General features: G+C 72.9%; 20 protein-coding genes and 1 pseudogene. 10 read left to right on the top strand and 11 right to left on the bottom strand.

The window, feature by feature from the left end:
* Positions 1–52 precede the first annotated feature (52 nt).
* The 6 genes from OG556_RS26500 to OG556_RS26475 all read right to left on the bottom strand — a co-directional run bounded on the left by OG556_RS26500 (position 53) and on the right by OG556_RS26475 (position 5,182).
* Positions 53–775 (bottom strand): urease accessory protein UreF, encoded by a 723-nt coding sequence (locus tag OG556_RS26500; RefSeq protein ID WP_371520143.1) that lies wholly within the window; start codon positions 773–775, stop codon positions 53–55.
* Positions 772–2,496: an urease subunit alpha gene (gene ureC, locus OG556_RS26495; RefSeq protein ID WP_063349826.1), complete on the bottom strand. Its 1,725-nt coding sequence runs from the start codon at positions 2,494–2,496 to the stop codon at positions 772–774. Before ureC ends, OG556_RS26500 begins: the two co-directional genes overlap by 4 nt.
* On the bottom strand, positions 2,496–2,894 hold the full coding sequence (locus OG556_RS26490; protein ID WP_350887002.1) for an urease subunit beta: 399 nt from the start codon (positions 2,892–2,894) through the stop codon (positions 2,496–2,498). The genes ureC and OG556_RS26490 overlap by 1 nt, the downstream gene beginning before the upstream one ends.
* A 38-nt stretch (positions 2,895–2,932) precedes the next feature.
* On the bottom strand, positions 2,933–3,811 hold the full coding sequence (locus OG556_RS26485; protein ID WP_371520140.1) for a sirohydrochlorin chelatase: 879 nt from the start codon (positions 3,809–3,811) through the stop codon (positions 2,933–2,935).
* Positions 3,812–3,814: 3 nt separating this feature from the next.
* Positions 3,815–4,120, bottom strand: coding sequence for an urease subunit gamma (locus tag OG556_RS26480; RefSeq protein WP_063349823.1), 306 nt, complete (start codon positions 4,118–4,120; stop codon positions 3,815–3,817).
* Between the two features lie 90 nt (positions 4,121–4,210).
* A complete protein-coding gene (locus OG556_RS26475; RefSeq protein WP_371520137.1) occupies positions 4,211–5,182 on the bottom strand; it encodes an urea transporter in 972 nt (323 codons plus the stop codon).
* A 694-nt stretch (positions 5,183–5,876) separates the two neighbouring features.
* Between OG556_RS26475 and OG556_RS26470 the strand changes: the two genes are divergently transcribed.
* Together OG556_RS26470 and OG556_RS26465 are read left to right on the top strand one after the other, a co-directional pair.
* Positions 5,877–7,625, top strand: coding sequence for an MFS transporter (locus tag OG556_RS26470; RefSeq protein ID WP_371520134.1), 1,749 nt, complete (start codon positions 5,877–5,879; stop codon positions 7,623–7,625).
* A complete protein-coding gene (locus OG556_RS26465) occupies positions 7,622–8,263 on the top strand; it encodes a MarR family winged helix-turn-helix transcriptional regulator (protein ID WP_371520131.1) in 642 nt (213 codons plus the stop codon). The genes OG556_RS26470 and OG556_RS26465 overlap by 4 nt, the downstream gene beginning before the upstream one ends.
* A gap of 39 nt (positions 8,264–8,302) precedes the next feature.
* Here the strand turns inward: OG556_RS26465 and OG556_RS26460 are convergent, their stop codons facing one another.
* Entirely contained in the window at positions 8,303–9,064 is a 762-nt protein-coding gene (locus OG556_RS26460) for an alpha/beta fold hydrolase (RefSeq protein WP_371520128.1), read from the bottom strand.
* Between the two features lie 105 nt (positions 9,065–9,169).
* On the opposite strand from OG556_RS26460, the gene OG556_RS26455 reads away from it, so the two are divergent.
* The 3 genes and pseudogenes from OG556_RS26455 to OG556_RS26445 all read left to right on the top strand — a co-directional run.
* The gene (locus OG556_RS26455) at positions 9,170–9,703 is read left to right on the top strand and encodes a SigE family RNA polymerase sigma factor (protein ID WP_363579599.1); all 534 of its coding nucleotides are present in this window, start codon (positions 9,170–9,172) and stop codon (positions 9,701–9,703) included.
* Positions 9,700–10,644 (top strand): hypothetical protein, encoded by a 945-nt coding sequence (locus OG556_RS26450; protein WP_371520125.1) that lies wholly within the window; start codon positions 9,700–9,702, stop codon positions 10,642–10,644. The genes OG556_RS26455 and OG556_RS26450 overlap by 4 nt, the downstream gene beginning before the upstream one ends.
* Positions 10,645–10,820: 176 nt before the next feature.
* Positions 10,821–11,177: pseudogene (locus OG556_RS26445) on the top strand (serine hydrolase domain-containing protein); the annotation flags it as partial.
* 225 nt (positions 11,178–11,402) lie between these two features.
* Here the strand turns inward: OG556_RS26445 and OG556_RS26440 are convergent.
* The 3 genes from OG556_RS26440 to OG556_RS26430 form a co-directional block, all read right to left on the bottom strand.
* A complete protein-coding gene (locus OG556_RS26440; protein ID WP_363579601.1) occupies positions 11,403–12,140 on the bottom strand; it encodes an SDR family oxidoreductase in 738 nt (245 codons plus the stop codon).
* Positions 12,141–12,224: 84 nt separating this feature from the next.
* Entirely contained in the window at positions 12,225–12,656 is a 432-nt protein-coding gene (locus OG556_RS26435; RefSeq protein ID WP_371520122.1) for an Rrf2 family transcriptional regulator, read from the bottom strand.
* Between the two features lie 127 nt (positions 12,657–12,783).
* Positions 12,784–13,302, bottom strand: coding sequence for a DUF3592 domain-containing protein (locus tag OG556_RS26430; protein WP_371520119.1), 519 nt, complete (start codon positions 13,300–13,302; stop codon positions 12,784–12,786).
* Positions 13,303–13,539: 237 nt separating this feature from the next.
* On the opposite strand from OG556_RS26430, the gene OG556_RS26425 reads away from it, so the two are divergent.
* On the top strand, positions 13,540–14,289 hold the full coding sequence (locus OG556_RS26425; protein WP_371520116.1) for a glycine-rich domain-containing protein: 750 nt from the start codon (positions 13,540–13,542) through the stop codon (positions 14,287–14,289).
* Positions 14,290–14,633: 344 nt separating this feature from the next.
* On the opposite strand, the gene OG556_RS26420 is transcribed toward OG556_RS26425, so the two are convergent.
* Entirely contained in the window at positions 14,634–15,863 is a 1,230-nt protein-coding gene (locus tag OG556_RS26420) for a hypothetical protein (RefSeq protein ID WP_371520114.1), read from the bottom strand.
* 202 nt (positions 15,864–16,065) lie between these two features.
* On the opposite strand from OG556_RS26420, the gene OG556_RS26415 reads away from it, so the two are divergent.
* The 4 genes from OG556_RS26415 (at position 16,066) to OG556_RS26400 (ending at position 18,845) form a co-directional block, all read left to right on the top strand.
* Complete coding sequence (locus tag OG556_RS26415; protein WP_371520111.1) at positions 16,066–16,452, top strand: nuclear transport factor 2 family protein; 387 nt, start codon at positions 16,066–16,068, stop codon at positions 16,450–16,452.
* Positions 16,453–16,534: 82 nt separating this feature from the next.
* Positions 16,535–16,972 (top strand): GNAT family N-acetyltransferase, encoded by a 438-nt coding sequence (locus OG556_RS26410; protein ID WP_371520109.1) that lies wholly within the window; start codon positions 16,535–16,537, stop codon positions 16,970–16,972.
* A 107-nt stretch (positions 16,973–17,079) separates the two neighbouring features.
* Positions 17,080–17,667: a TetR/AcrR family transcriptional regulator gene (locus OG556_RS26405; protein WP_371520108.1), complete on the top strand. Its 588-nt coding sequence runs from the start codon at positions 17,080–17,082 to the stop codon at positions 17,665–17,667.
* A gap of 29 nt (positions 17,668–17,696) precedes the next feature.
* Positions 17,697–18,845 carry an epoxide hydrolase family protein gene (locus OG556_RS26400; protein ID WP_371520106.1) on the top strand — a complete coding sequence of 383 codons (1,149 nt, stop codon included), beginning with the start codon at positions 17,697–17,699 and terminating at the stop codon, positions 18,843–18,845.
* The last annotated feature ends 5 nt before the right edge of the window (positions 18,846–18,850 follow it).

Below are 18,850 nucleotides of genomic sequence, written 5' to 3'. Positions count from 1 at the left end.
AGGGACGGGAGCTGCGGCGATCCCGTGCCCGCCCGCACCTCCCGGACGCGGTTCAGCTGGCGAACAGCCGGGCCTCGGCCCGTTCGTGCCGCCCGGACATCGCGTCCGCGACCGGCACGCACCCGCCCAGGTCGTCCAACTCCCGGGTGAGGGCGGCCCGTACGGTCTCCTCGATCACCGGCGCCGCGGCCCGCAGCACCACCTGCGCCTTGCGGTGGTCGGTCAGCCGCAGCCGAAGGGCGGCGCCGACGAAGCTGGTGCAGAAGGCGAACAGGTCGCTGGCGACGGCCTGGTCGACGGGCACGGCGGCGGAGGCGTAGGCGACTCCGGCGGCCACCGGCTGGGAGCCGGGGGCCTGCTTGGCGGCGACCAGTCCGGCGTACCGGTCCAGCGGTTCGCCGCCGATCGACTCCCGGGCGATGTCGAGGAGTTGGCGCCCGGTCCGGGTGGAGGCCAGGCGCAGCTCGCGGTTGAGCTTGGTGGCGTGCAGCCGCTGGTCCACCTCGACCAGCAGGCCCCAGTCGCCGGCCCGGGCGGCGCCGTGGGCGAGGGCGAGCGCGGTGGCGTCGCCGGGGCCGACCGAGTGGCGCAGCAGGTCGGTGAGCAGGTCGGGCATGGTGTCCGGGGTGACGGCCTTGGCCTGCGCGTAGCCCTCCAGGCCGTGCGAGAGGGTGTAGAAGCCGCTGGGGAAGGCGGAGTCGGTCAGCTGGAGGCTGACCAGCAGGGCGTCCAGGCCTCCCGCGGGTCCTGCGACGGGCCCCGAAGCGCTGTTCACGCGAGGTAGAACAGGTGGTTGAGCGGGAGTTCGCGGGCGGGCTCGATGGTGGCCGGCTCGCCGTCCAGGGTGACCTTGTAGGTCTCCGGGTCGACGGCGATCTTCGGCAGCGCGTCGTTGCGGACCATGTGCTGCTTGCCGACCGAGCGGCAGCGCCGCACGGGCAGGACCCTGCTGTCCAGGCCGAGTTGGGCCGGGACGCCGAGGTCGATGGCGGCCTGCGACATGAAGGAGACCCGGGTGGCCTGCTTGGCCCGGCCGAGCGCGCCGTACATCGGGCGGTAGTAGACCGGCTGCGGGGTGGGCAGCGAGGCGTTCGGGTCGCCCATCAGCGCCCAGTTGATGACGCCGCCCTTGATGACCATCTTGGGCTTGGCGCCGAAGGAGTTGATCGGCCAGAGCACGATGTCGGCGAGCTTGCCGCTCTCCAGCGAGCCGATGTGGTCGGCGGTGCCGGAGGCGATGGCCGGGTTGATGGTGAGCTTGGCGAGGTAGCGCAGGACGCGGAAGTTGTCGTTGCGCTCGGTGTCGCCGTCGAGCTTGCCGCGCTGGTCCTTGCAGTGGTGGGCGGTCTGGAAGGCGCGGGTGAAGGACTCCCCGATCCGGCCCATCGCCTGCGAGTCCGAGGAGAAGATCGAGATGACGCCCTCGTCGTGCAGGACGGTCTCGGCGGCGATCGTCTCGGCGCGGACCCGGGAGTCGGCGAAGGAGACGTCCTCGGGGATGTCGTGGCTGAGGTGGTGGCAGACCATCACCATGTCCAGCAGCTCGTCGACCGAGTTGACGGTGTAGGGCAGCGTGGGGTTGGTGGAGGACGGCAGGACGTTGGGCTCGCCGGCGATCCGCATGATGTCGGGGGCGTGGCCGCCGCCCGCGCCCTCGGTGTGGAAGGTGTGGATGGTGCGGCCGTCGATGGCGGAGAGGGTGTCCTCGAAGAAGCCGCCCTCGTTGAGGGTGTCCGTGTGGATGGCCACCTGGACGTCGTACTCGTCGGCGACGCCGAGCGCGCTGTCGATGGCGGCGGGGGTGCTGCCCCAGTCCTCGTGCACCTTGAGGCCGCAGACGCCGGCCTCGACCTGCTCGCGCAGGGCGCCGGGCAGCGAGCCGTTGCCCTTGCCGAGGAGGCCGACGTTGACCGGGAGGTCCTCGACCGCCTGGTACATCCGGTGGATGTTCCACGGGCCGGGGGTGCAGGTGGTGCCGTTGGTGCCGTCGGAGGGGCCGGTGCCGCCGCCGATGAGGGTGGTGATGCCGTTGCTCAGCGCCTCCTGCACCTGCTGCGGGGCGATGAAGTGGATGTGGGTGTCGATGCCGCCGGCGGTGGCGATCAGGTGCTCGCCGGAGATCACCTCGGTGCCGGGGCCGATGACCAGCCGGGGGTGCACGCCGCTCTGGGTGTGCGGGTTGCCGGCCTTGCCGACGGCGGTGATGAAGCCGTCCTTGACGCCGATGTCGCCCTTGACCACGCCGAGGACGGCGTCCATCACGACGACGTTGGTGATCACCAGGTCCAGCGCGCCCTGGGCGGAGGTGGCGGCCGGGTCCTGGGCCATGCCGTCGCGGATGCCCTTGCCGCCGCCGTAGACGGCCTCGTCGCCGTAGTGGCCCTGGTTGAAGTCCTTCTCGATCTCGACGACGAGGTTGGTGTCGGCGAGGTGGAAGCGGTCGCCGACGGTGGGCCCGAAGAGATCGGTGTACTGCTTGCGGGACAGCGTGGCCATCAGCGGTCGCCTTCCTTGTGGTCGAGGTTGGTGCCCTTGAACCCGAGGGCGATCGCCCGGTCGATCGCCCGGGCGCGGGTGTCGGCCGACCTGATGCCGCCGTCGACGAGGTTGCTGAAGCCGATCAGGCGGCCGTGGCCGCCGAACTCGGCGAGCGTGACGTCCTTGGTGTCGCCCGGCTCGAAGCGGACGGCGGTGCCGGCCGGGATGTCCAGGTGCTTGCCGTAGGCGGCGTTGCGGTCGAAGTCGAGGGCGCGGTTGACCTCGAAGAAGTGGTAGTGCGAGCCGACCTGGATCGCCCGGTCGCCGGTGTTGCTGACCGTGATGGTGACCTGGGCGCGACCGGCGTTGATCTCCACCGGGTCGTCGCCGTACAGGTACGTGGCGCCACCAGACATGGCGGGCCCTTCCTCTCTGTCGGTTCAGTTCTTTCGGTTCAGTGGTGTGCGTGGCCGTGGGTGTGTCCGTCGGTGGCACCGTGGCCGTGGCCGTGGTCGTGGCCGTGCGAGTGGTCCCCGCCGGGGCCGTGGCTGTGGGCGTAGCCGTGCCCGTGCTCGGCGTCGAGGCCGGCCAGGATGCCGTCCTCGCCGTGGCCGAGCAGGTGCAGGGCCGCCGCGGTGCGGGCCGCGACGACGCCGGCGATCGCGGACGGCCGCAGCAGCGGCCCGCCGTCCCGCACCCCGGGCAGTTCGGTGCGCAGCACCGGCCCGAACGAGGCCGGTACGGCCGTCACTTCGCGGGCGCCGAGCAGCCGACAGCGTTCGGCGCCCTCGGCGAGGTCGGGGTCGCCGCCCGCGAAGGCCACCTCGACCCAGCGGTGGTGGCCGTACTGGCGGACCAGCCGGGCGATCCGGAACAGGTCCGCGTCCTCGAACGGTCCGGCCGCCGGGGCGGTGACCAGCACGGCGCCGTCGGGCCCGGGGGCGGCGGAGGCCGCGGCCCGCAGCCAGCCGACGAGGTGGTCCTTGCCGCCGAACGCCCCGGTCAGGGCGAGTCGTCCGCGCCCCTCCCCCGCTGCCAGCCAGCGCAGCGCCCGGGCGGTGTCGGCCACCAGCTTCGGGTCGCGGCCCAGCGTCATCGGGACGACGCACACCGGGCCGTCGGTGGCGGCCAGCGCCGAGCGGACGGCCTCGCCGAGCGCCCGACCGGCGGCGGCCGCGGCGTGGACGGCGGGCTCGCGCTCCACCAGGGCGGCCAGGTCCCGGCCGCCGTCGCTCTCGTGCCCGCCGGCCAGCACCACCGTGGCGGCGGGTGCCGGGGCCGAGGTCGGCGCCGGCGTCGGACCGGTCGCCGCTTCCGCCTGATGCACGGTCATGGCTCAGGCACCCACCGGGTCGTGGCAGGAGACCAGCTTGGTGCCGTCCAGGAACGCGGCCTCGACCTGGAGCAGCGGCAGCATCTCGCGGACGCCGGGCATGACGTCCTCGCCGCTGACGACCTGCTTGCCGATCTCCATGCACTCGGCGACGGTGCGCCCGTCCCGGGCGCCCTCCATGATCGCCTCGCTGATCAGCGCGCAGGCCTCGCTGTAGTTCAGTTTCACACCGCGGTCGCGGCGCTTGCGGGCCAGATCGGCCACGACGTAGATGTACAGCTTGTCCATCTCACGCGGGGCGAGATTCACGGGAATCACTCTTCCTTTCCGAGGGAACTCCGCAGGAACTCCGAATGAACACGCCTGTCACGAGCGGGAATTCGGGCTACCGAAACCCGGTCAGACTCTGCGCAGCCGGGGAATGGCCGGGACCGCCGCCAGGAACAGCATGGTGGTCAGGACGAACGGCCAGGTGAAGGCGTGGCCGCCGAACGGCGCGGTGGCGGCGGCCAGCGCCGGGGTCAGGACGGTCGCGGCGGCCGCGCCGAGGACGGCGTAGGCCGCGCTCCACCCCCCGGGGGCGACGAACACGCCGCACAGCGCCATCGCGACGAGCACCCCGCTGTACCCGAGCAGCCCCTGGCCGACGGCGTCGGCGGGCGCGCCGAGCGCCCAGGCGGTGAGCAGCCCGGTCGCGCTGCCCGCGCAGGCCAGCAGGCCGGCCGGGCGGCTGGCCGCGAAGATGCCGGCCAGGAACAGCAGGCCGACGTACCACTGGGGCATGAAGAAGATCTGGCCGATGTTGGCGAAGAACCCGTGCCACAACTGGTCCCAGGTCAGACCGGTCGGGCCGGCGGCCGGCCCGGCCAGGGCGGTCGGGGCGCCGCTGCCGTGCCACAGGTGGCGGAAGCCGGGCGCCGAGGCCGTCGTCGCGGTGGCGACCAGGCAGAACGGCGCGGTGAGCGCGGGCAGTTTCCAGGTGTCGAGCACCGCGCCGAGGCCCGCGGTCACCACCACGGCGACGACGGCGCCGAGGACGGCCGCCGCGACGGTGGCGGGGTGGTCGGGGCCGAGGAACACCGCGCACCCCAGCGCCACCAGGCAGCCGTTGTAACCGTGCAGCCCGGCCTCGACGGCGTCGCGCGCCAGCCGCAGGCCGTACGCGACGGCGGTGCCGACGGCGCTGCCGAGCAGACCGTAGACGCCGTAGCGCCAGCCGGCCGCGAAGAGTGCGGCCACGAAGAACAGGCCGCAGACGGCGGACGGCATGAAGTCCACCTGCGCGACGCCGCGCAGGACTTCGACGGCTAACTTGAGGGATATCGGGCGGGCGGCCTTCGAGGCCCCCGGCTCACCCTTTTTCTGACCCATACTTCGCACCAATTCCCGGTACGTCTTTTCACGGCATGGCGAATAGTCCCGCAAGGCTGCTCGACTTTACTCGCGAGCACGCCCGGCGATTCCTCCGGAACCGTACTCCTGCGGAATGCCGATCGGCGCGGACACGACCGGTTACACCCGTATGGCGAAGGGTGATCATCAGGCCTCTGAGCTGCAACAATATGTTGATTGCGCAGGTCAACCGCCCCCCTGCGGAGAGCCATTCTTTGCGAAGTTTTACTTGCGGCAGACGAAAATGAGAAGGTGGTCATGTCAAGGAATTCGACACGAAGCCGCCCCGGTCAGGCAATTCGGACATCCGGCGCCGCGGAAAGGCGGCGCAGCACCGCGGGAATGTGGCGGAAATGTGTATGTGCCGCGTCGGAAAGCAGGGGCTGCCGGACGCGGCGGGCCTGTGCGTACGAGCCGGCCGTCGGGCCCCGGCCGCGCGGGAGCGGGCCGCCGACGGCCGGTGGCCCATGGCCCATGGCGCGTGGCCGATCGCGGTCCCCCGGATGCCTGCGGGCTATCGGCGGCAGGATGGTCGGACTATCGTTAGTTAGCGAAAGCTATCGAAGTACTCTCCGACTGGCGGCCCCGGGCTGCCACTCACCTGGGGGCAGCGGTGGCGACGAAGATCCCGAACAACGGCAGGGGCAGGCGCGTCCGCACGGTCCACGGGGCCGTGGCGGCGGACCATCCGCGGTACAAGTGGGTCGCACTCTCCAACACCACGCTCGGCACCCTGATCGCCACCATCAACGCCTCGATCGTGCTGATCTCCCTCCCCGCGATCTTCAACGGCATCGGCCTGGACCCGCTCCAACCCGGCAACGTCAGCTACCTGTTGTGGATGCTGATGGGCTACATGCTGGTCACCGCCGTCCTGGTGGTCACCCTCGGCAGGCTGGGCGACATCCACGGCCGGGTGCGGATCTACAACGCCGGCTTCCTGATCTTCACCCTCACCTCGGTGGCCCTCTCCCTCGACCCGCTGCACGGCGGGCCGGGCGCGCTGTGGCTGATCGGCTGGCGGGTGGTGCAGGCGATCGGCGGCTCGATGCTGATGGCCAACTCGGCCGCGATCATCACCGACGCGTTCCCCGCCCACCGGCGCGGCATGGCGCTGGGGGTGAACATCGTCGCGGGCATCGCCGGCTCCTTCATCGGCCTGGTGCTGGGCGGGCTGCTGGCCGAGTGGAACTGGCGGTCGATCTTCTGGGTCAACGTGCCGATCGGCATCCTCGGCACGGTCTGGGCCTACCGGTCGCTGCGCGAGACCGGCGTACGGCGGCCCGCCCGGATCGACTGGTGGGGCAACGTCACCTTCGGCGTCGGCCTGACCGCCCTGCTCGCCGCGATCACCTACGGCATCCAGCCCTACGGCGGCCACACCATGGGCTGGACCAGCCCCTGGGTGCTGGGCGGGCTGTTCGGCGGCGTGGCGCTGCTGATCGCCTTCTGCCTGGTCGAGTCCAGGGTCGCCGAGCCGATGTTCCCCCTGGCGCTGTTCCGCGACCCGGTCTTCGCCGGCGGCAACGCGGCCACCCTGCTGGGCTCGATCGCCCGCGGCGGGCTCCAGTTCATGCTGATCATCTGGCTCCAGGGCATCTGGCTGCCGCTGCACGGCTACGACTACGCCGACACCCCGCTGTGGGCGGGCATCTACCTCGTCCCGCTGACCGTCGGCTTCCTGGCCGCCGGGCCGGTCTCGGGCTACCTCTCCGACCGGGCCGGGGCCCGGCTGTTCGCCTCCGGCGGGCTGGTGGTGATGGCCCTGTCCTTCGCCGGACTGCTGCTCCTGCCCACCGACTTCGGCTACCCGTGGTTCGCCGTCCTGGTGTTCCTCAACGGCCTGGGCGGCGGCCTGTTCGCGGCCCCCAACACCTCGCTGATCATGTCGAGCGTGCCCGCCGAGGCCCGCGGCGCCGCCTCCGGCATGCGGGCCACCTTCCAGAACGCCGGCATGGTGCTCTCGATCGGCGTCTTCTTCTCGCTGATGGTGGCCGGCCTGGCCGGCTCGCTGCCGCACACCCTCACCGCCGGACTGACGGCGCAGGGCGTGCCCGCCGCCGACGCGCACACCATCGCCTCGCTGCCACCGGTCGGCACGCTCTTCGCCGCGTTCCTCGGGTACAACCCGATCCAGCAGCTGCTGGGCCCGCACGTGCTCGGCATGCTTCCGGCGGCCAACGCCCGGACACTGACCGGCCGGGAGTTCTTCCCGCAACTGATCTCGGGCCCCTTCCACGACGGCCTGGTCGTGGTGTTCTGGCTGGCGATCGCCATGTCGCTGGTCGCCGCGGCGGCCTCGCTGGTGCGCGAGCGGACCGGGCCGCGCCGCCCCCGCCGCACCCGGACGGGCGCGGGCGAGGCCGCCGAACGGCCCGGCGCGGGTCGGCCCGCCGCGCACGGGAAGGCCCGCAGGCCATGACCGGGCGCGATGCCGTGACCGACGCCGACGCCATGACCGGCCCCGACGCCGTGACCGACCCCGATGCCGACGCCGAGGTCGGGAGCCACGGCGCAGCCGGGGCCGGCCTCTCCGCCGAGGCCCTCGTCCGACTGCGGCTGGCGATCGGCCGGCTCAACCGGCAGATGGCCCGCGCCTCCGGCGGCCAGGACCTCACCGTCGCCCAACTCTCCGCCCTGGCCCGGGTGGAGGTGCACGGCCCGCTACGGCTCGGCGAACTCGCCGCGCTGGAGGGGGTGGCCGTCCCGTCCGTGCTCCGGACGATCGCCCCGCTGATCGCCGACGGCCTGATCGCCAAGACCCCCGACCCGCTGGACGGCCGCTCCCAGTTGCTCGAACTCACCCCGGCCGGCCTGGCGGCGATCACCCGGATCCGCCGGGAGCGCTCCGCCCTGCTGGCCCGCCGCAGCACGCGGCTCACCCCGCAGCAGTGCCGCCAACTGGAGGCGGCCGTACCGCTGTTGGAGTTGCTGCTGGACGATCCCGACGCGGCCTGCCCCAGCCAGGCCTGTCCCGATCCCCCCTCCTCCGACCCGGCCTGCCCGGACCCGCGCCGCCCGGACCCGACCCGCCCCGGCCGGCGCGGCTCCGCCGACTGAGGCAGCGCTCCTCGGGGCGGAGCGGAGCGGGGCGGGCGCCTACGCCGTCTCGCGGAGGAATCCGGTGAGCAGCTCGAAGGTCTCCTCGGGCCGTTCCAGGCCGGGGAAGTGACCGGCCCAGGGCAGTTCGAGCCGGCGGGCGCCGGGGATCCGGGTCGCCACGGAGTCGGCGATCCGCCGGAAGTCGTCCAGGTCGTGGCCGCCGGTCACGACCAGGCAGGGCGCCGTGATCCGGGAGATGTCCGCCTCGTCGCCGGTGGGGCCGACCTCGGCGTCCGCCTGCACCTCGAAGGCGCGCCGCTGCATCCGGCGGACGAGTTCACGGGCCTCGTCGCCCGCCTCCGGGCCCAACCAGCTCTCGACGTTGAGCTCGACGGCGCCCTCGACGTCCCCGGTCGCGAGGAGTTCCCGCTCCCGCGCTGCGAAGGCCATCAGGGCGTCACCGGCGACGTGCCCGGACACCCCGGAGCAGAGCAGGGCCAGCGCGGTGACGGACCCGGGGCGCAGCGCCGCCACGTCCAGGGCGATCTTCCCCCCGTACGAGGCGCCGATCAGCGCGGTGCTCTCGACGCCCAGGTGGTCGAGGAGCGCCAGCACGTCCTGCGCGTCGCTGTACGGGGCGTCGGCCGGAGGCGTGTCGCCGAAGCCCCGGAAGTCCGCCCGGATCACCCGGTAGCCCGCGTCGACCAGCCCCCGCCACTGCGGGTCCCACATCCTCCGGTCGCATACGGACGAGTGCAGCAGCACCAGGGTCGGGCGGTTCCCCGGCACGTCATGAGATACGTCATGGGAGAGGATCATCTGCGGATCGTATCGACGCCCCTGGGGGACGCCAACCGGTTTGGTGATCGGCGGGAGTAAGCGCTTTGGGCCGCTTCCGGGCTCTAGGTGGGTGAGGAGGTGCTCATGGGAGGCACGAAGACCGACCGGGACGAGGAGTTCCAGGCGTTCATCGTCGGGGCCTGGCCACGGCTGCTGCGAACGGCGTACCTGTTGGCCGGGGAGCAGTACGCGGCCGAGGACCTGGTGCAGTCCGCGGCCGAGAAGGCCTGCGCGGCCTGGGCGAAGGTGCGACGGGCCGGCGATCCGCACAGCTACGTGCGGCGGATCCTGGTGAACGAACACGCCCGCCGCTGGCGCCGCCGCGCGCCGGAGCTGCTGGTGTACGCGGTGCCGGACGAGGCCGGAGCAGAGGACTGCTACGCCCGCTCCGACCAGCGCGGCGCGCTGATGACGGCACTGGCCGCCCTGCCGGCCCGCCAGCGCGAGGCCGTGGTGCTGCGGTACTGGGAGGACCTGAGCGACAGTCAGGCCGCCGAGGCGATGGGCTGCTCGGCCGGAGCCGTGCGCAGCCACGCGGCCAAGGGGATCGCGAGGCTGCGGGGGGCCGCAGCGCTGAAGGAAATCAAGGGCATGACGAGCATCGGAGGTGCGGTATGAGCGCGGGCGGCAACGGCGGGACGGTCGGTATGGGCGCGGCGGGCGACGACGGCGACGTGTGGGTCGGACTCGGCCTGGCGGAGGTGGCGTCCGGGGCCAGGGTCGGCCCGGCGCCGATGGCGGACATCATGGCGGGCGGCCGCCGGATCCGGCGCCGTCGCCGGTCTGTGGTCGGCGCGCTCGCGCTGGCCTCGGTGGTGGTGCTGGGCGGCGGGACGATGGCGGGTCTGCACAGCTCCCCCGCGAGCAGCGGCAGCCAGTCGCTCGTCCCGGCCAACGGCGGCCCTGGCGGCGGCACCGGGGGCGGTCCGGCCGCCCAGCCGTCCGGCTCGGCGACGGCCGAGCGGGACCCGCTCACCCCGGTCCGGGTGCCGATCGCCCAGGGCGAGACCCCCGACGGCAAGAAGTGGCAGCTCTTCACGGCGCTCTGGCCGGTCGCCCCGAAGGACAAGGCGTACGAGCAGGCGGTGGCCGTCTGGAAGGAGCGCCACGCCGTCGACTCCTCGCTCGACCAGCCGACGGAGGAGTACGTCCAGCACTACTGGCAGCCCAACGAGGACGTCGTGAACGACTACGTCACCCTGGACGGGGTGCGCCAGCCGTCCGACATCCAGAACAGCTACCCGGCGCCCGGGCACGTCCCCGAGGGGATGGCCGACACGTTCAGCGGCGCCCTGGTCGGCGCCCGGGACAAGGCCGGCACCCCGGGCCCGCTCCCGATCAAGCTCGCCGTGATGGCCCTCGGCCCGGACGTCGGCAAGGTCCTGGTGACCTGGTCGGACGGCTCGGTCATGGAGCCGTGGCTGAAGGCCGTCGGGGATTCCCCGTACCAGCGGCTGGTGGTCGCCGAGCAGCCGGGCAAGAAGGTGACGTCGTGGCAGTTCTTCGACAAGAAGGGCGCCGAGCTGCCGAACGCCGGCGAGAAGATGCTGACCGAGTAGCGGTCGGCGCGACCGGCTGAACACGGCCGACCGGACACGGCCAACTGAACACGAACGGCCGGCCACGACCGCCCGACCAGGCCCGCGGGGCCGGCCCGCACCCCCGTCGGGCCGGCCCCGCGTCGGCGTGCGGGCGGTCGGTGTGCGGGGCGCTCGGCGCGGTGGCCGCCGGCGTCATGACCGCAGGCACCGCCCTGGCGCCGTCCACGGCAGCCGCCGCCCCCCGCCCGGACGCCGTCCAGCAGGGGCTGAACGCACTGGTCCGCGGCGACGGCATCGACGGGTGCCACATCACGGTCCGCCAGCTCCTCCAGCACACCAGCGGGCTCCCGGACTACGAGGGCTACATCGACGAACCCTCCCTCCAGCACCGGTACTTCGAGCCGCGCGACCTGCTGGACATCGCCTTCCAGCACAAGGCCGACTTCGCCCCGGGGGCGAGCTTCAAGTACAGCAGCACCAATTACGTGCCGGCCGGCCTGGTCGTCCAGAAGGTCACCGGCCGCCCCCTAGCCGAACAGATCGACCAGCGCATCATCGAGACCCGGGGCGGGGCGACGGACGACGGCCGCGCCGTCAACATCGCGGTGACCACCGTCCCGCCGGACGCCGCCGGCTCGGAGCACGTCGAGAACGTCGTGGACACGGCCCTGTGCCGCTGGCCGAAGTCCGGTGAGGGAGTGGGAAGTCGGCTGGGCCGACTTCCCACTCCGCCTTCCCACCCCGCTCACGTTCTGTGCCGAGACGGGACAGAACACCTAGAGCTGCGTGAGGCCGCCGTCGACGAGCAGTTCCGCGCCGGTGGTGAAGGAGCTCTGGTCCCCGGCCAGGTAGAGGGCGGTGGCGGCGACCTCCTCGGGCCGGCCGACGCGGCCGAGCGGGGTCGTGGCGACGGCCTGATCGACCTGGGGGGACGCGGCCCGCAGCTCGTCGGCGCCGGGGGTCGTGACCGGGCCCGGGGTGAGGGCGTTGACCCGGATGCCGCGACCGGCGAGTTCGGTGGCCCAGGTGCGGGCGAGGCTGCGGATCGCGGCCTTGGTCGCGGCGTAGACGCCCAGGCCCGGGACGCCGCGCAGGGCCGCGCTGGACGAGAGCAGGATCACCGAGGCGCCGGCCGACAGCAGCGGGAGCGCCTTCTGCACGGTGAAGACCGTGCCCTTGAGGTTCACGGAGGTGGTGTGGTCGTACTCCTCCTCGGTGATCTCGCCGAGCGGGCCGAAGTCCCCGAGGCCCGCGTTGGCCACGACGATGTCGAGCCGTCCGCTGCGCTCGGTGATCTCGGCGAAGAGCCGGTCGAGGTCGTCGAGCTTCGACACGTCGCCCCGGACGCCGATGCCCCGGCTGCCGACCTGCTCGACGGCGGCCGCCAGCTCGGCTTCACGGCGGCCGGTGAGGTAGACGGTCGCCCCCTCGGCGGCGAAGCGGCGGGCGATGGCCAGGCCGATGCCGGTGGAGGCGCCGGTGACGAGGGCGGTCTTGTTGTCCAGCTGTCCCATGAGATTCTCCGAATCTTGACGTAACTATTCTTGTTACATTTTTGGGCGCAAAAACCGGCGCGGGAAGCACTGCCACGGCCGAGGCTAGGCGGCCTTCAGCACGTCGCGCAGCACATCCTCCAGCGTGGTCCCCGACAGCTCCCGGCGGAGGGTGGCCTCGACCCCGTCGTAGACGGCGGCCATCACCGGAGCGATGCCGTGGCCCACCACGCACTCGGGGTCGGGCGTGGCGGGGTGCAGGGCGAAGATCGGCCCCGGCTCCACCGTCTCGTAGACGTCGAGCAGGGTGATCGCCGACAGGTCCCGCGACAGCGTCCAGCCGGCCCCGGCACCCCTCCGCGAGTCGACCAGGCCCGCCTTGCGCAGCTGGGCCAGCAGGCGGCGGATCACCACGGGGTTGGTGTTGACGCTCGTCGCGATCTGCTCGGAGGTGGCGACCTCGTGGCCACGGCGCTGGTACAGCCCGATCCAGGTCAGGGCGTGCGCGGCGACGGTCAACCTACTGTTCGCGCTCATGCCGTCCATCACCCCTCTCCATGTCGTAACTGTATTAGTTACATCGTCCGGCGGCAAGCCTCGGCGGAGTCGAGCAGGAGGTACTGGCCGGGCGCAGCGAACTCGCCCGGTTCAGGAGCAGCCACTCTCAACGGCCCACCGCCTGAGGAGCGGTGGGCCGCCTGCGTGCCCGGGTGAGCCGGCGGTACGCGAGATGGACCGCGAGGCCCAGCAGGGTCATGACGACGGACGCCACCAGTGCGACCACATCGAGCGCGTTCCGGCCCAGTGAGTTCCAGAATCCGATGCTCGAAGCGAGGGCGGCGGTGTCCGGGTGCCGGGGGTCGTACACCACCGTCACGGTGTCGTGGGCCTTGACGGTGTCGGTGACGTAGGCGAGTCGGGTCTCGACGGGCGCCCCCTCGGAGGTCGTGAACCGCACCCGGCAATGGGAGTTGCCCGCCGGATTGTCCTGCGGCCCGCTCACCTCAGTGCAGTCGGTGACGACCGCCTGGGTGTGGACGCCGCGACTGCGGAGAGCCGACGTCACCCCCATGTCGTGCGGTATCAGGTAGACCAGGCTGAGGACGAACAGCAGGACCCCCAGGCCGATCATCGCGAGCGAACCGTTCCGCACGGTCCGGCCGTGGTCCGGCGCGTTCTCCATCGGTCCCCCCGGGTGTCGGCCCAACTGCCCACGTGCGCCCACGCTAGCCGCACCCACCGACACCGGCTTCCGAGCAGGGCAAGTCCCTGGTCGAGATCCACCGACGGCCCGGCCCCCCGGTCATCCGGCGTAACACCTGGTGCACGGCTCGCCCCGGGAGCGAAGGATGGTGCGTGGACTACCCACAGACCCACCCGCCCACGCCCGGCCAGGGCAGCGACACGGAGGAACACCTCGATGACATCCGCCCCGACCACGACGCGCCGTCGGCGGAGCAGTGCCGCGCTGGCCGCCTGCGCGACCGTGCTGGCCGTCTCCGCCACCACCCTCGCCGCCGGGACCGCCCCCGCCCACGCCACCACGGGCGTGCGCGAGTTCACCCGGACCGCCACCTTCACCGTCCCCGTCGGTGTCACCGGCCTGTTGATCGATGCCTGGGGCGCCGGTGGCGGAGGCGCCGGCGGCACCTCGACCGCGCCCGTGACCGGCGGTGGGGGCGGGGGTGGCGGCGGATACGTGCACGGTGCGATCACGGTGCTCCCCCTTGAGCAGGTCACCATCACCATCGGTGCCGGTGGCGCGGGCGGCGCGGTTGGCGCCGTGGGCTCCGGCGGCACCAGCACCACCATCGCGATCGGTTCGACGGTGCTGGCCACCGCCCAGGGCGGCGGCGGGGGCTTCACGGCGAGCGGGGGCTTCCCGGACTCGTACGCCGGCGGCGGCGCAGGGGGTGGCGGCACCGCACCCGCCGAAACCCCCTTGGGCGGCGGCTACGTACGGCCCGGCGCGGCCGGGGGCAGCACGGCCGGCGCGCTCTTCCCGAACATCGTCTCGCCGGGGGGAACGGGCGGCCAGCCCGCGAACACCGGGAGCGCCAACCCGGGAGACGCCGCGACCGGCGGGCCGGGTGGCGAGTCCGGTCCCGGCAGCGCCTCGCCCGGCGAGGCCGGAGCGCCGGGGTACGCGCTCATCCACTGGTCGTTCTGAGCACCCGACTTCACAAGGCCGAGCCGAGACGGCACCGAACAGGGGATCCGGTCGGTACCGCAGCAGCCCAATACCGGGAACCGTGTTTTCGCGCGTCACTACCGAACCACGGGACAAGACCGCGCTGGAGAGGAACCCGGCGCCAATGCGCTCGGCAACCGTGGCCCCCACTGCGCCGACTGCGACCGTCACGCGGGCTCCCTACCACTGACGACGACGCGTCGGCGCCCCCGTGGAGAGCCGGCTGCCGGACCCCCGACCCCACCGGGCGAGCCGGGGCGGCGTTCACACCGCCCCGGCCCACCCGTGGTCCACGCCCCGTCGCGAGGCGGCCGAGCGTCGGACTACCAGCTGATGATCACGTAGCCGGGCGTCCCCTGCGTGCCCCCGGTCGCGTCGGCGCCGGCTCCGCCCGGGCTGCCGGGGGTGTTGTCGTTGACGACGACGTCGTCACCGTTGCCGCCCTTTCCTCCCCCGCCGCCCCCGCTGCCGGCTCCGCCCGCACCTCCCGTGCCGGTTCCGACCGGCGGGGCGGGCGTGGTGGCCGGGAGCGTCGCGCCCGCACCGCCCACACCTCCGCCGGAGGAGCCGTAGCCGCCGTTTCCGCCGTAGCCGCCCCGCCCCTGGCCTCCGTCACTGCCTGCGCTACCGGAGTAGCCCGACCCACCGCCCGTCCCCTGCGCACCGTCCGCGCCGATGACGGCACCGGTCGCCTCCCCCTCACACACACTGTCGGAGCCCTGACCCTGCGCTCCCCCGGCACTGCCAGGCCCGCCCCGGCCTCCGGATCCGCCGCTTCCGGGGTGGCCGTTCGACCGCCCGGTGGTGCCTCCCCCGCCGCCACCGCCGCCCGGTCCGCCCGGTCCGCCGCCGCCGGGCCGACCGCCGGCCGCCGCGGCGAAGGGCTGCAGGACGAGTTCGCCGTCGGCATCCGGGAAGGGCAGTTCGAAGAACACGCCGCTGCTGAACCCCTCCACACCAACCCCGCCGGTGGCACCGGTGGAGCCCGACTCCCCGCTGCCGCCGTTCTCGGTGTCCGCACCGCCGCCACCTCCGCCCGAACCCGACCCCGCGGCCCCGCCTCCACCACCTCGTCCGACGCGCACTGCGACGGTTCCCGGCGGCTGCCCGTACGGGGGCAGTTGCTCCAGGAGGGACGTCTGGAGCCGGCAGGCGAGGTAGGAGCCGCTGCCACCGCCGACGCCACCGCCCCCTCCTGCTCCCCCGCCGCCACCACCACCGCCACCACCGCCGTACGACCCGAAGGTGGAGTCCTCGCCGCCGCCACCCCCTCCGGCACCCCCGCCCCCACCGCCTCCCCCACCGCCGCCACCGCCGCCGCCCCAGGCCTGGACGAGGACCTCGGTCACCCCGGCGGGCACCGTGAAGTAGGAGGTGCCGGCCTCCGAGAACACCTGCTGCCCATGGGCGGCGGCGGCCGTCACGACGGCCCTCAGGTCCACCGGCGCTACCTGCTGCGGCGCGGAGGCGGGGGCAGCGCCGAGCAGGCCACCGGTCACGGGGAGCGCGAGGAGCGCGAGACGCCGCCGACGGGCGGGCCGCGAGGGTCGCATGCGAAGAGTATCCATACGACCACCCTCCGGCACCGTTCGCTTGCGCCGCAACCTGGGCGCCGCGCCGCGCGACATCCCGGGTGGCGGACGCCACCGCCGAGGACCCGTCGCCCGGAAGGTGCGCCGGCCCGCTCTGTGGCAGCCTCAGTCGGATCTGTCAAACAGCGCACACCTGTTGTGAGCGGACTGGTACGTTCCGCGCATGGACTTCAACGCCATTGCCAACTCGTTCGTGGGCCACTACTACAACACCTTCGACTCCGGCAGCCAGGGACGCGGGAACCTCTCCAGCCTCTACCGACCCGAGTCGATGCTGACCTGGGAGAACACCCAGGTCCAGGGACAGCAGAACATCCTCGTGAAGCTGACGACGCCCGAACTGGCCACCGTCAAGCACAAGGTGAACACCACCGACGCGCAGCCCGCCCCGGGCAACGGCGTACTGGTCACCGTCACGGGCGGCCTCGTCATCGACAACGCCTTCGACAAGCCCCTGCAGTTCGCCGAGACGTTCAACCTGCAGCCGATCCCCGGCCAGCCCGGCGGCTTCTTCGTCTACAACCAGATCTTCCGCCTCATCTTCGCCTGAGCCGCCCAGGGTCCGGGGCTTCCCGCCGGCTTCCCGTTCGACAGGGCGAAGTCCCGGACCGGCGCCACGACTTGGAGGAAGGGTGCACCTGCGCGAGCTCCGGCCGGGCGACGCCCACGCCGTCCGCCGCATCTACAGCGGCAGGTCGGTCGCCGACCTGTGGTTCGGCCGGATGACCGCCGCCCAGGCCCACGACTACGTACGCGAAGCCCGGGAGGCCGACGCGCAACGGCCGCGCACCGCACGCGTCCTCGGCATCGACGTCCACGACGACCTGATCGGCATCGTCCGGCTCCGCATCACCGGCCACACGGGCAGCCTCAGCTACATCCTGCGCGAGGACGCCTGGGGCCACGGCTACGCCACCACAGCGGTGCGCCGGTTCCTCGCGCACCACCGCACCCCACGGGTCACCGCCGAGCACCGCGTCGGCAACCCCGCCTCGGGAAGGGTCCTGGCGAAGACCGGCTTCGTCGTGACCACCGTGACCGACGAGCTCGTCCGCTACGAACTGGGCTAGCGGCCGCCCTGCCACCTCCGACTCCCCGGGGCCCGCGCCGGGCGTGACGCGGACCTTTGCCGTGTGTTTATATTGAACAATGGTTCAACCAAAAACCGGACACCCCCGTGCCCCGCACGCCTGAGGCCTCGGCGGCCGTCCGCGAAGCGACCCGCGCCAAGATCCGGCGCGCCGCCGTCCTGCTCATGGCCGACCAGGGCTACCGCGCCACCACCCTGCGCCAAGTCGCCACCCGGGCCGGCGTCGCCGACGGACTGCCCTCCCGCTACTTCGGCAGCAAGGACGGCCTGTTGATCGACATCGCCGACGGCTGGCGCGAACGGACCCGCGCGGCGCTCGCCGCCCAGCCGGCCGACAGCCCCGCCGACACCCTGCGACTCCTGGTCCGCTCCGCCCTGCTCGGCCTGGACGCCGCACCCGAGGAGGTCGAGGAGAGCCGGGCCGTCTCCGCCCTGCTCGCCGACCCCGAAGCCCGTGCCGTCCTGGTCGCCGCAGGCGCCGACCTCGCCTCCGCCGACCTCTTCCAGGCCCTGGACGAAGCCCTGGCGGCCTGCCGCGTCCCCGACCCCGCGGCTGCCCGCCTGCTCCTCCTCGCCGGCATCCGCGGCGGCCTCACCCTCTCCGCCGAGGACCCGGCCTTCCCCTTGCGCGATCTGGAAGCGGCCCTGCTCGCCCACATCCTGCCGACGGCCTGACCCCTCCCCCGAACTTGAAAGGCCACGCCATGACCGCCGAAACCGACATCCGCCCCTACCGCATCGCCATCGAACAGCACCAGCTCGACGACCTGCGCGACCGCCTCTCCCGCACCCGCTGGCCCGACTCGCCGCCCGAAGCCGACTGGGACTACGGCGTCCCGCTCCACTACCTCCAGGACCTGGCCGAGTACTGGCGGACCGGCTACGACTGGCGCGCACACGAGGCCAGGCTCAACACCTTCCCGCAGTACACCACCACCATCGACGGCGCCAACGTGCACTTCCTGCACGTCCGTTCACCCGAACCCGACGCCACCCCGCTGATCATCACGCACGGCTGGCCCGGCTCGGTGGCCGAATTCCTGGACATCCTGGGCCCGCTCACCGACCCCCGCGCGCACGGCGGCGACCCGCGCGACGCCTTCCACGTGGTCGCGCCCTCCATCCCGGGGTACGGCTTCTCCGGGCCGACCGGCCAACTCGACTGGGACTACCGGCGGGTGGCACGTGCCTGGGCCGAACTGATGGACCGTCTCGGCTACCCTCACTACGGCGCCCAGGGCGGCGACTGGGGCTCCGGCATCTCCCGCGAACTCGGCCTCGCCGCCCCCACCCGGGTCATCGGCGTGCACGTCAACACCTCCCCCACCTTCCCCACCGGCGACCCGTCCGCCCTCGACGCCCTCGACCGCGAACGGCTCGACACCTGGGCCCGCCACCAGGCCGAAACCTCCGGCTACACCGCCGTCCAGGCCACCCGCCCGCACACCGTCGGCTACGCGCTCACCGACTCACCGGTCGGCCAACTCGCCTGGATCGTCGAGAAGTTCCGCGAATGGACGGACTGCGACAGCGGCCTCCCCGAAGACGCCGTGCCCCGGGACCACCTCCTCACCAACGTGATGCTGTACTGGCTCACCGCCACCGCCGGCTCCTCCGCACGGCTGTACAAGGAGTCGGCCCGCAACGGCTGGACCGAGGCCACCCCCTCCACCGTCCCCACCGGCATGGCCGTCTTCCCCCACGACATCACCCTCCCGGTCCGCGCCTTCGCCGAACGCATCGACAACATCGTGCACTGGACCGAGTTCGACCACGGCGGCCACTTCGCCGCCCTGGAACAGCCCGACCTGCTGGTCGCCGACATCCGGACCTTCTTCCGCTCCCTGGCCTGACGCCG

Source organism: Kitasatospora sp. NBC_01300, from assembly GCF_041435235.1.
Taxonomy (GTDB): Bacteria; Actinomycetota; Actinomycetes; order Streptomycetales; family Streptomycetaceae; genus Kitasatospora.
This window is presented reverse-complemented; position numbering and strand designations above follow the sequence as displayed.

What these genes read in the sequence shown, in the direction of transcription:
- ureC (WP_063349826.1), bottom strand. Translation starts at nt 2,496, where the DNA reads ATGGCCACGCTGTCCCGCAAGCAGTACACCGATCTCTTCGGGCCCACC.
- OG556_RS26490 (WP_350887002.1), bottom strand. Translation starts at nt 2,894, where the DNA reads ATGTCTGGTGGCGCCACGTACCTGTACGGCGACGACCCGGTGGAGATC.
- OG556_RS26485 (WP_371520140.1), bottom strand. Translation starts at nt 3,811, where the DNA reads ATGACCGTGCATCAGGCGGAAGCGGCGACCGGTCCGACGCCGGCGCCG.
- OG556_RS26475 (WP_371520137.1), bottom strand. Translation starts at nt 5,182, where the DNA reads ATGGGTCAGAAAAAGGGTGAGCCGGGGGCCTCGAAGGCCGCCCGCCCG.
- OG556_RS26465 (WP_371520131.1), top strand. Translation starts at nt 7,622, where the DNA reads ATGACCGGGCGCGATGCCGTGACCGACGCCGACGCCATGACCGGCCCC.
- OG556_RS26460 (WP_371520128.1), bottom strand. Translation starts at nt 9,064, where the DNA reads ATGATCCTCTCCCATGACGTATCTCATGACGTGCCGGGGAACCGCCCG.
- OG556_RS26455 (WP_363579599.1), top strand. Translation starts at nt 9,170, where the DNA reads ATGGGAGGCACGAAGACCGACCGGGACGAGGAGTTCCAGGCGTTCATC.
- OG556_RS26450 (WP_371520125.1), top strand. Translation starts at nt 9,700, where the DNA reads ATGAGCGCGGGCGGCAACGGCGGGACGGTCGGTATGGGCGCGGCGGGC.
- OG556_RS26440 (WP_363579601.1), bottom strand. Translation starts at nt 12,140, where the DNA reads ATGGGACAGCTGGACAACAAGACCGCCCTCGTCACCGGCGCCTCCACC.
- OG556_RS26435 (WP_371520122.1), bottom strand. Translation starts at nt 12,656, where the DNA reads ATGAGCGCGAACAGTAGGTTGACCGTCGCCGCGCACGCCCTGACCTGG.
- OG556_RS26430 (WP_371520119.1), bottom strand. Translation starts at nt 13,302, where the DNA reads ATGGAGAACGCGCCGGACCACGGCCGGACCGTGCGGAACGGTTCGCTC.
- OG556_RS26425 (WP_371520116.1), top strand. Translation starts at nt 13,540, where the DNA reads ATGACATCCGCCCCGACCACGACGCGCCGTCGGCGGAGCAGTGCCGCG.
- OG556_RS26420 (WP_371520114.1), bottom strand. Translation starts at nt 15,863, where the DNA reads ATGCGACCCTCGCGGCCCGCCCGTCGGCGGCGTCTCGCGCTCCTCGCG.
- OG556_RS26415 (WP_371520111.1), top strand. Translation starts at nt 16,066, where the DNA reads ATGGACTTCAACGCCATTGCCAACTCGTTCGTGGGCCACTACTACAAC.
- OG556_RS26400 (WP_371520106.1), top strand. Translation starts at nt 17,697, where the DNA reads ATGACCGCCGAAACCGACATCCGCCCCTACCGCATCGCCATCGAACAG.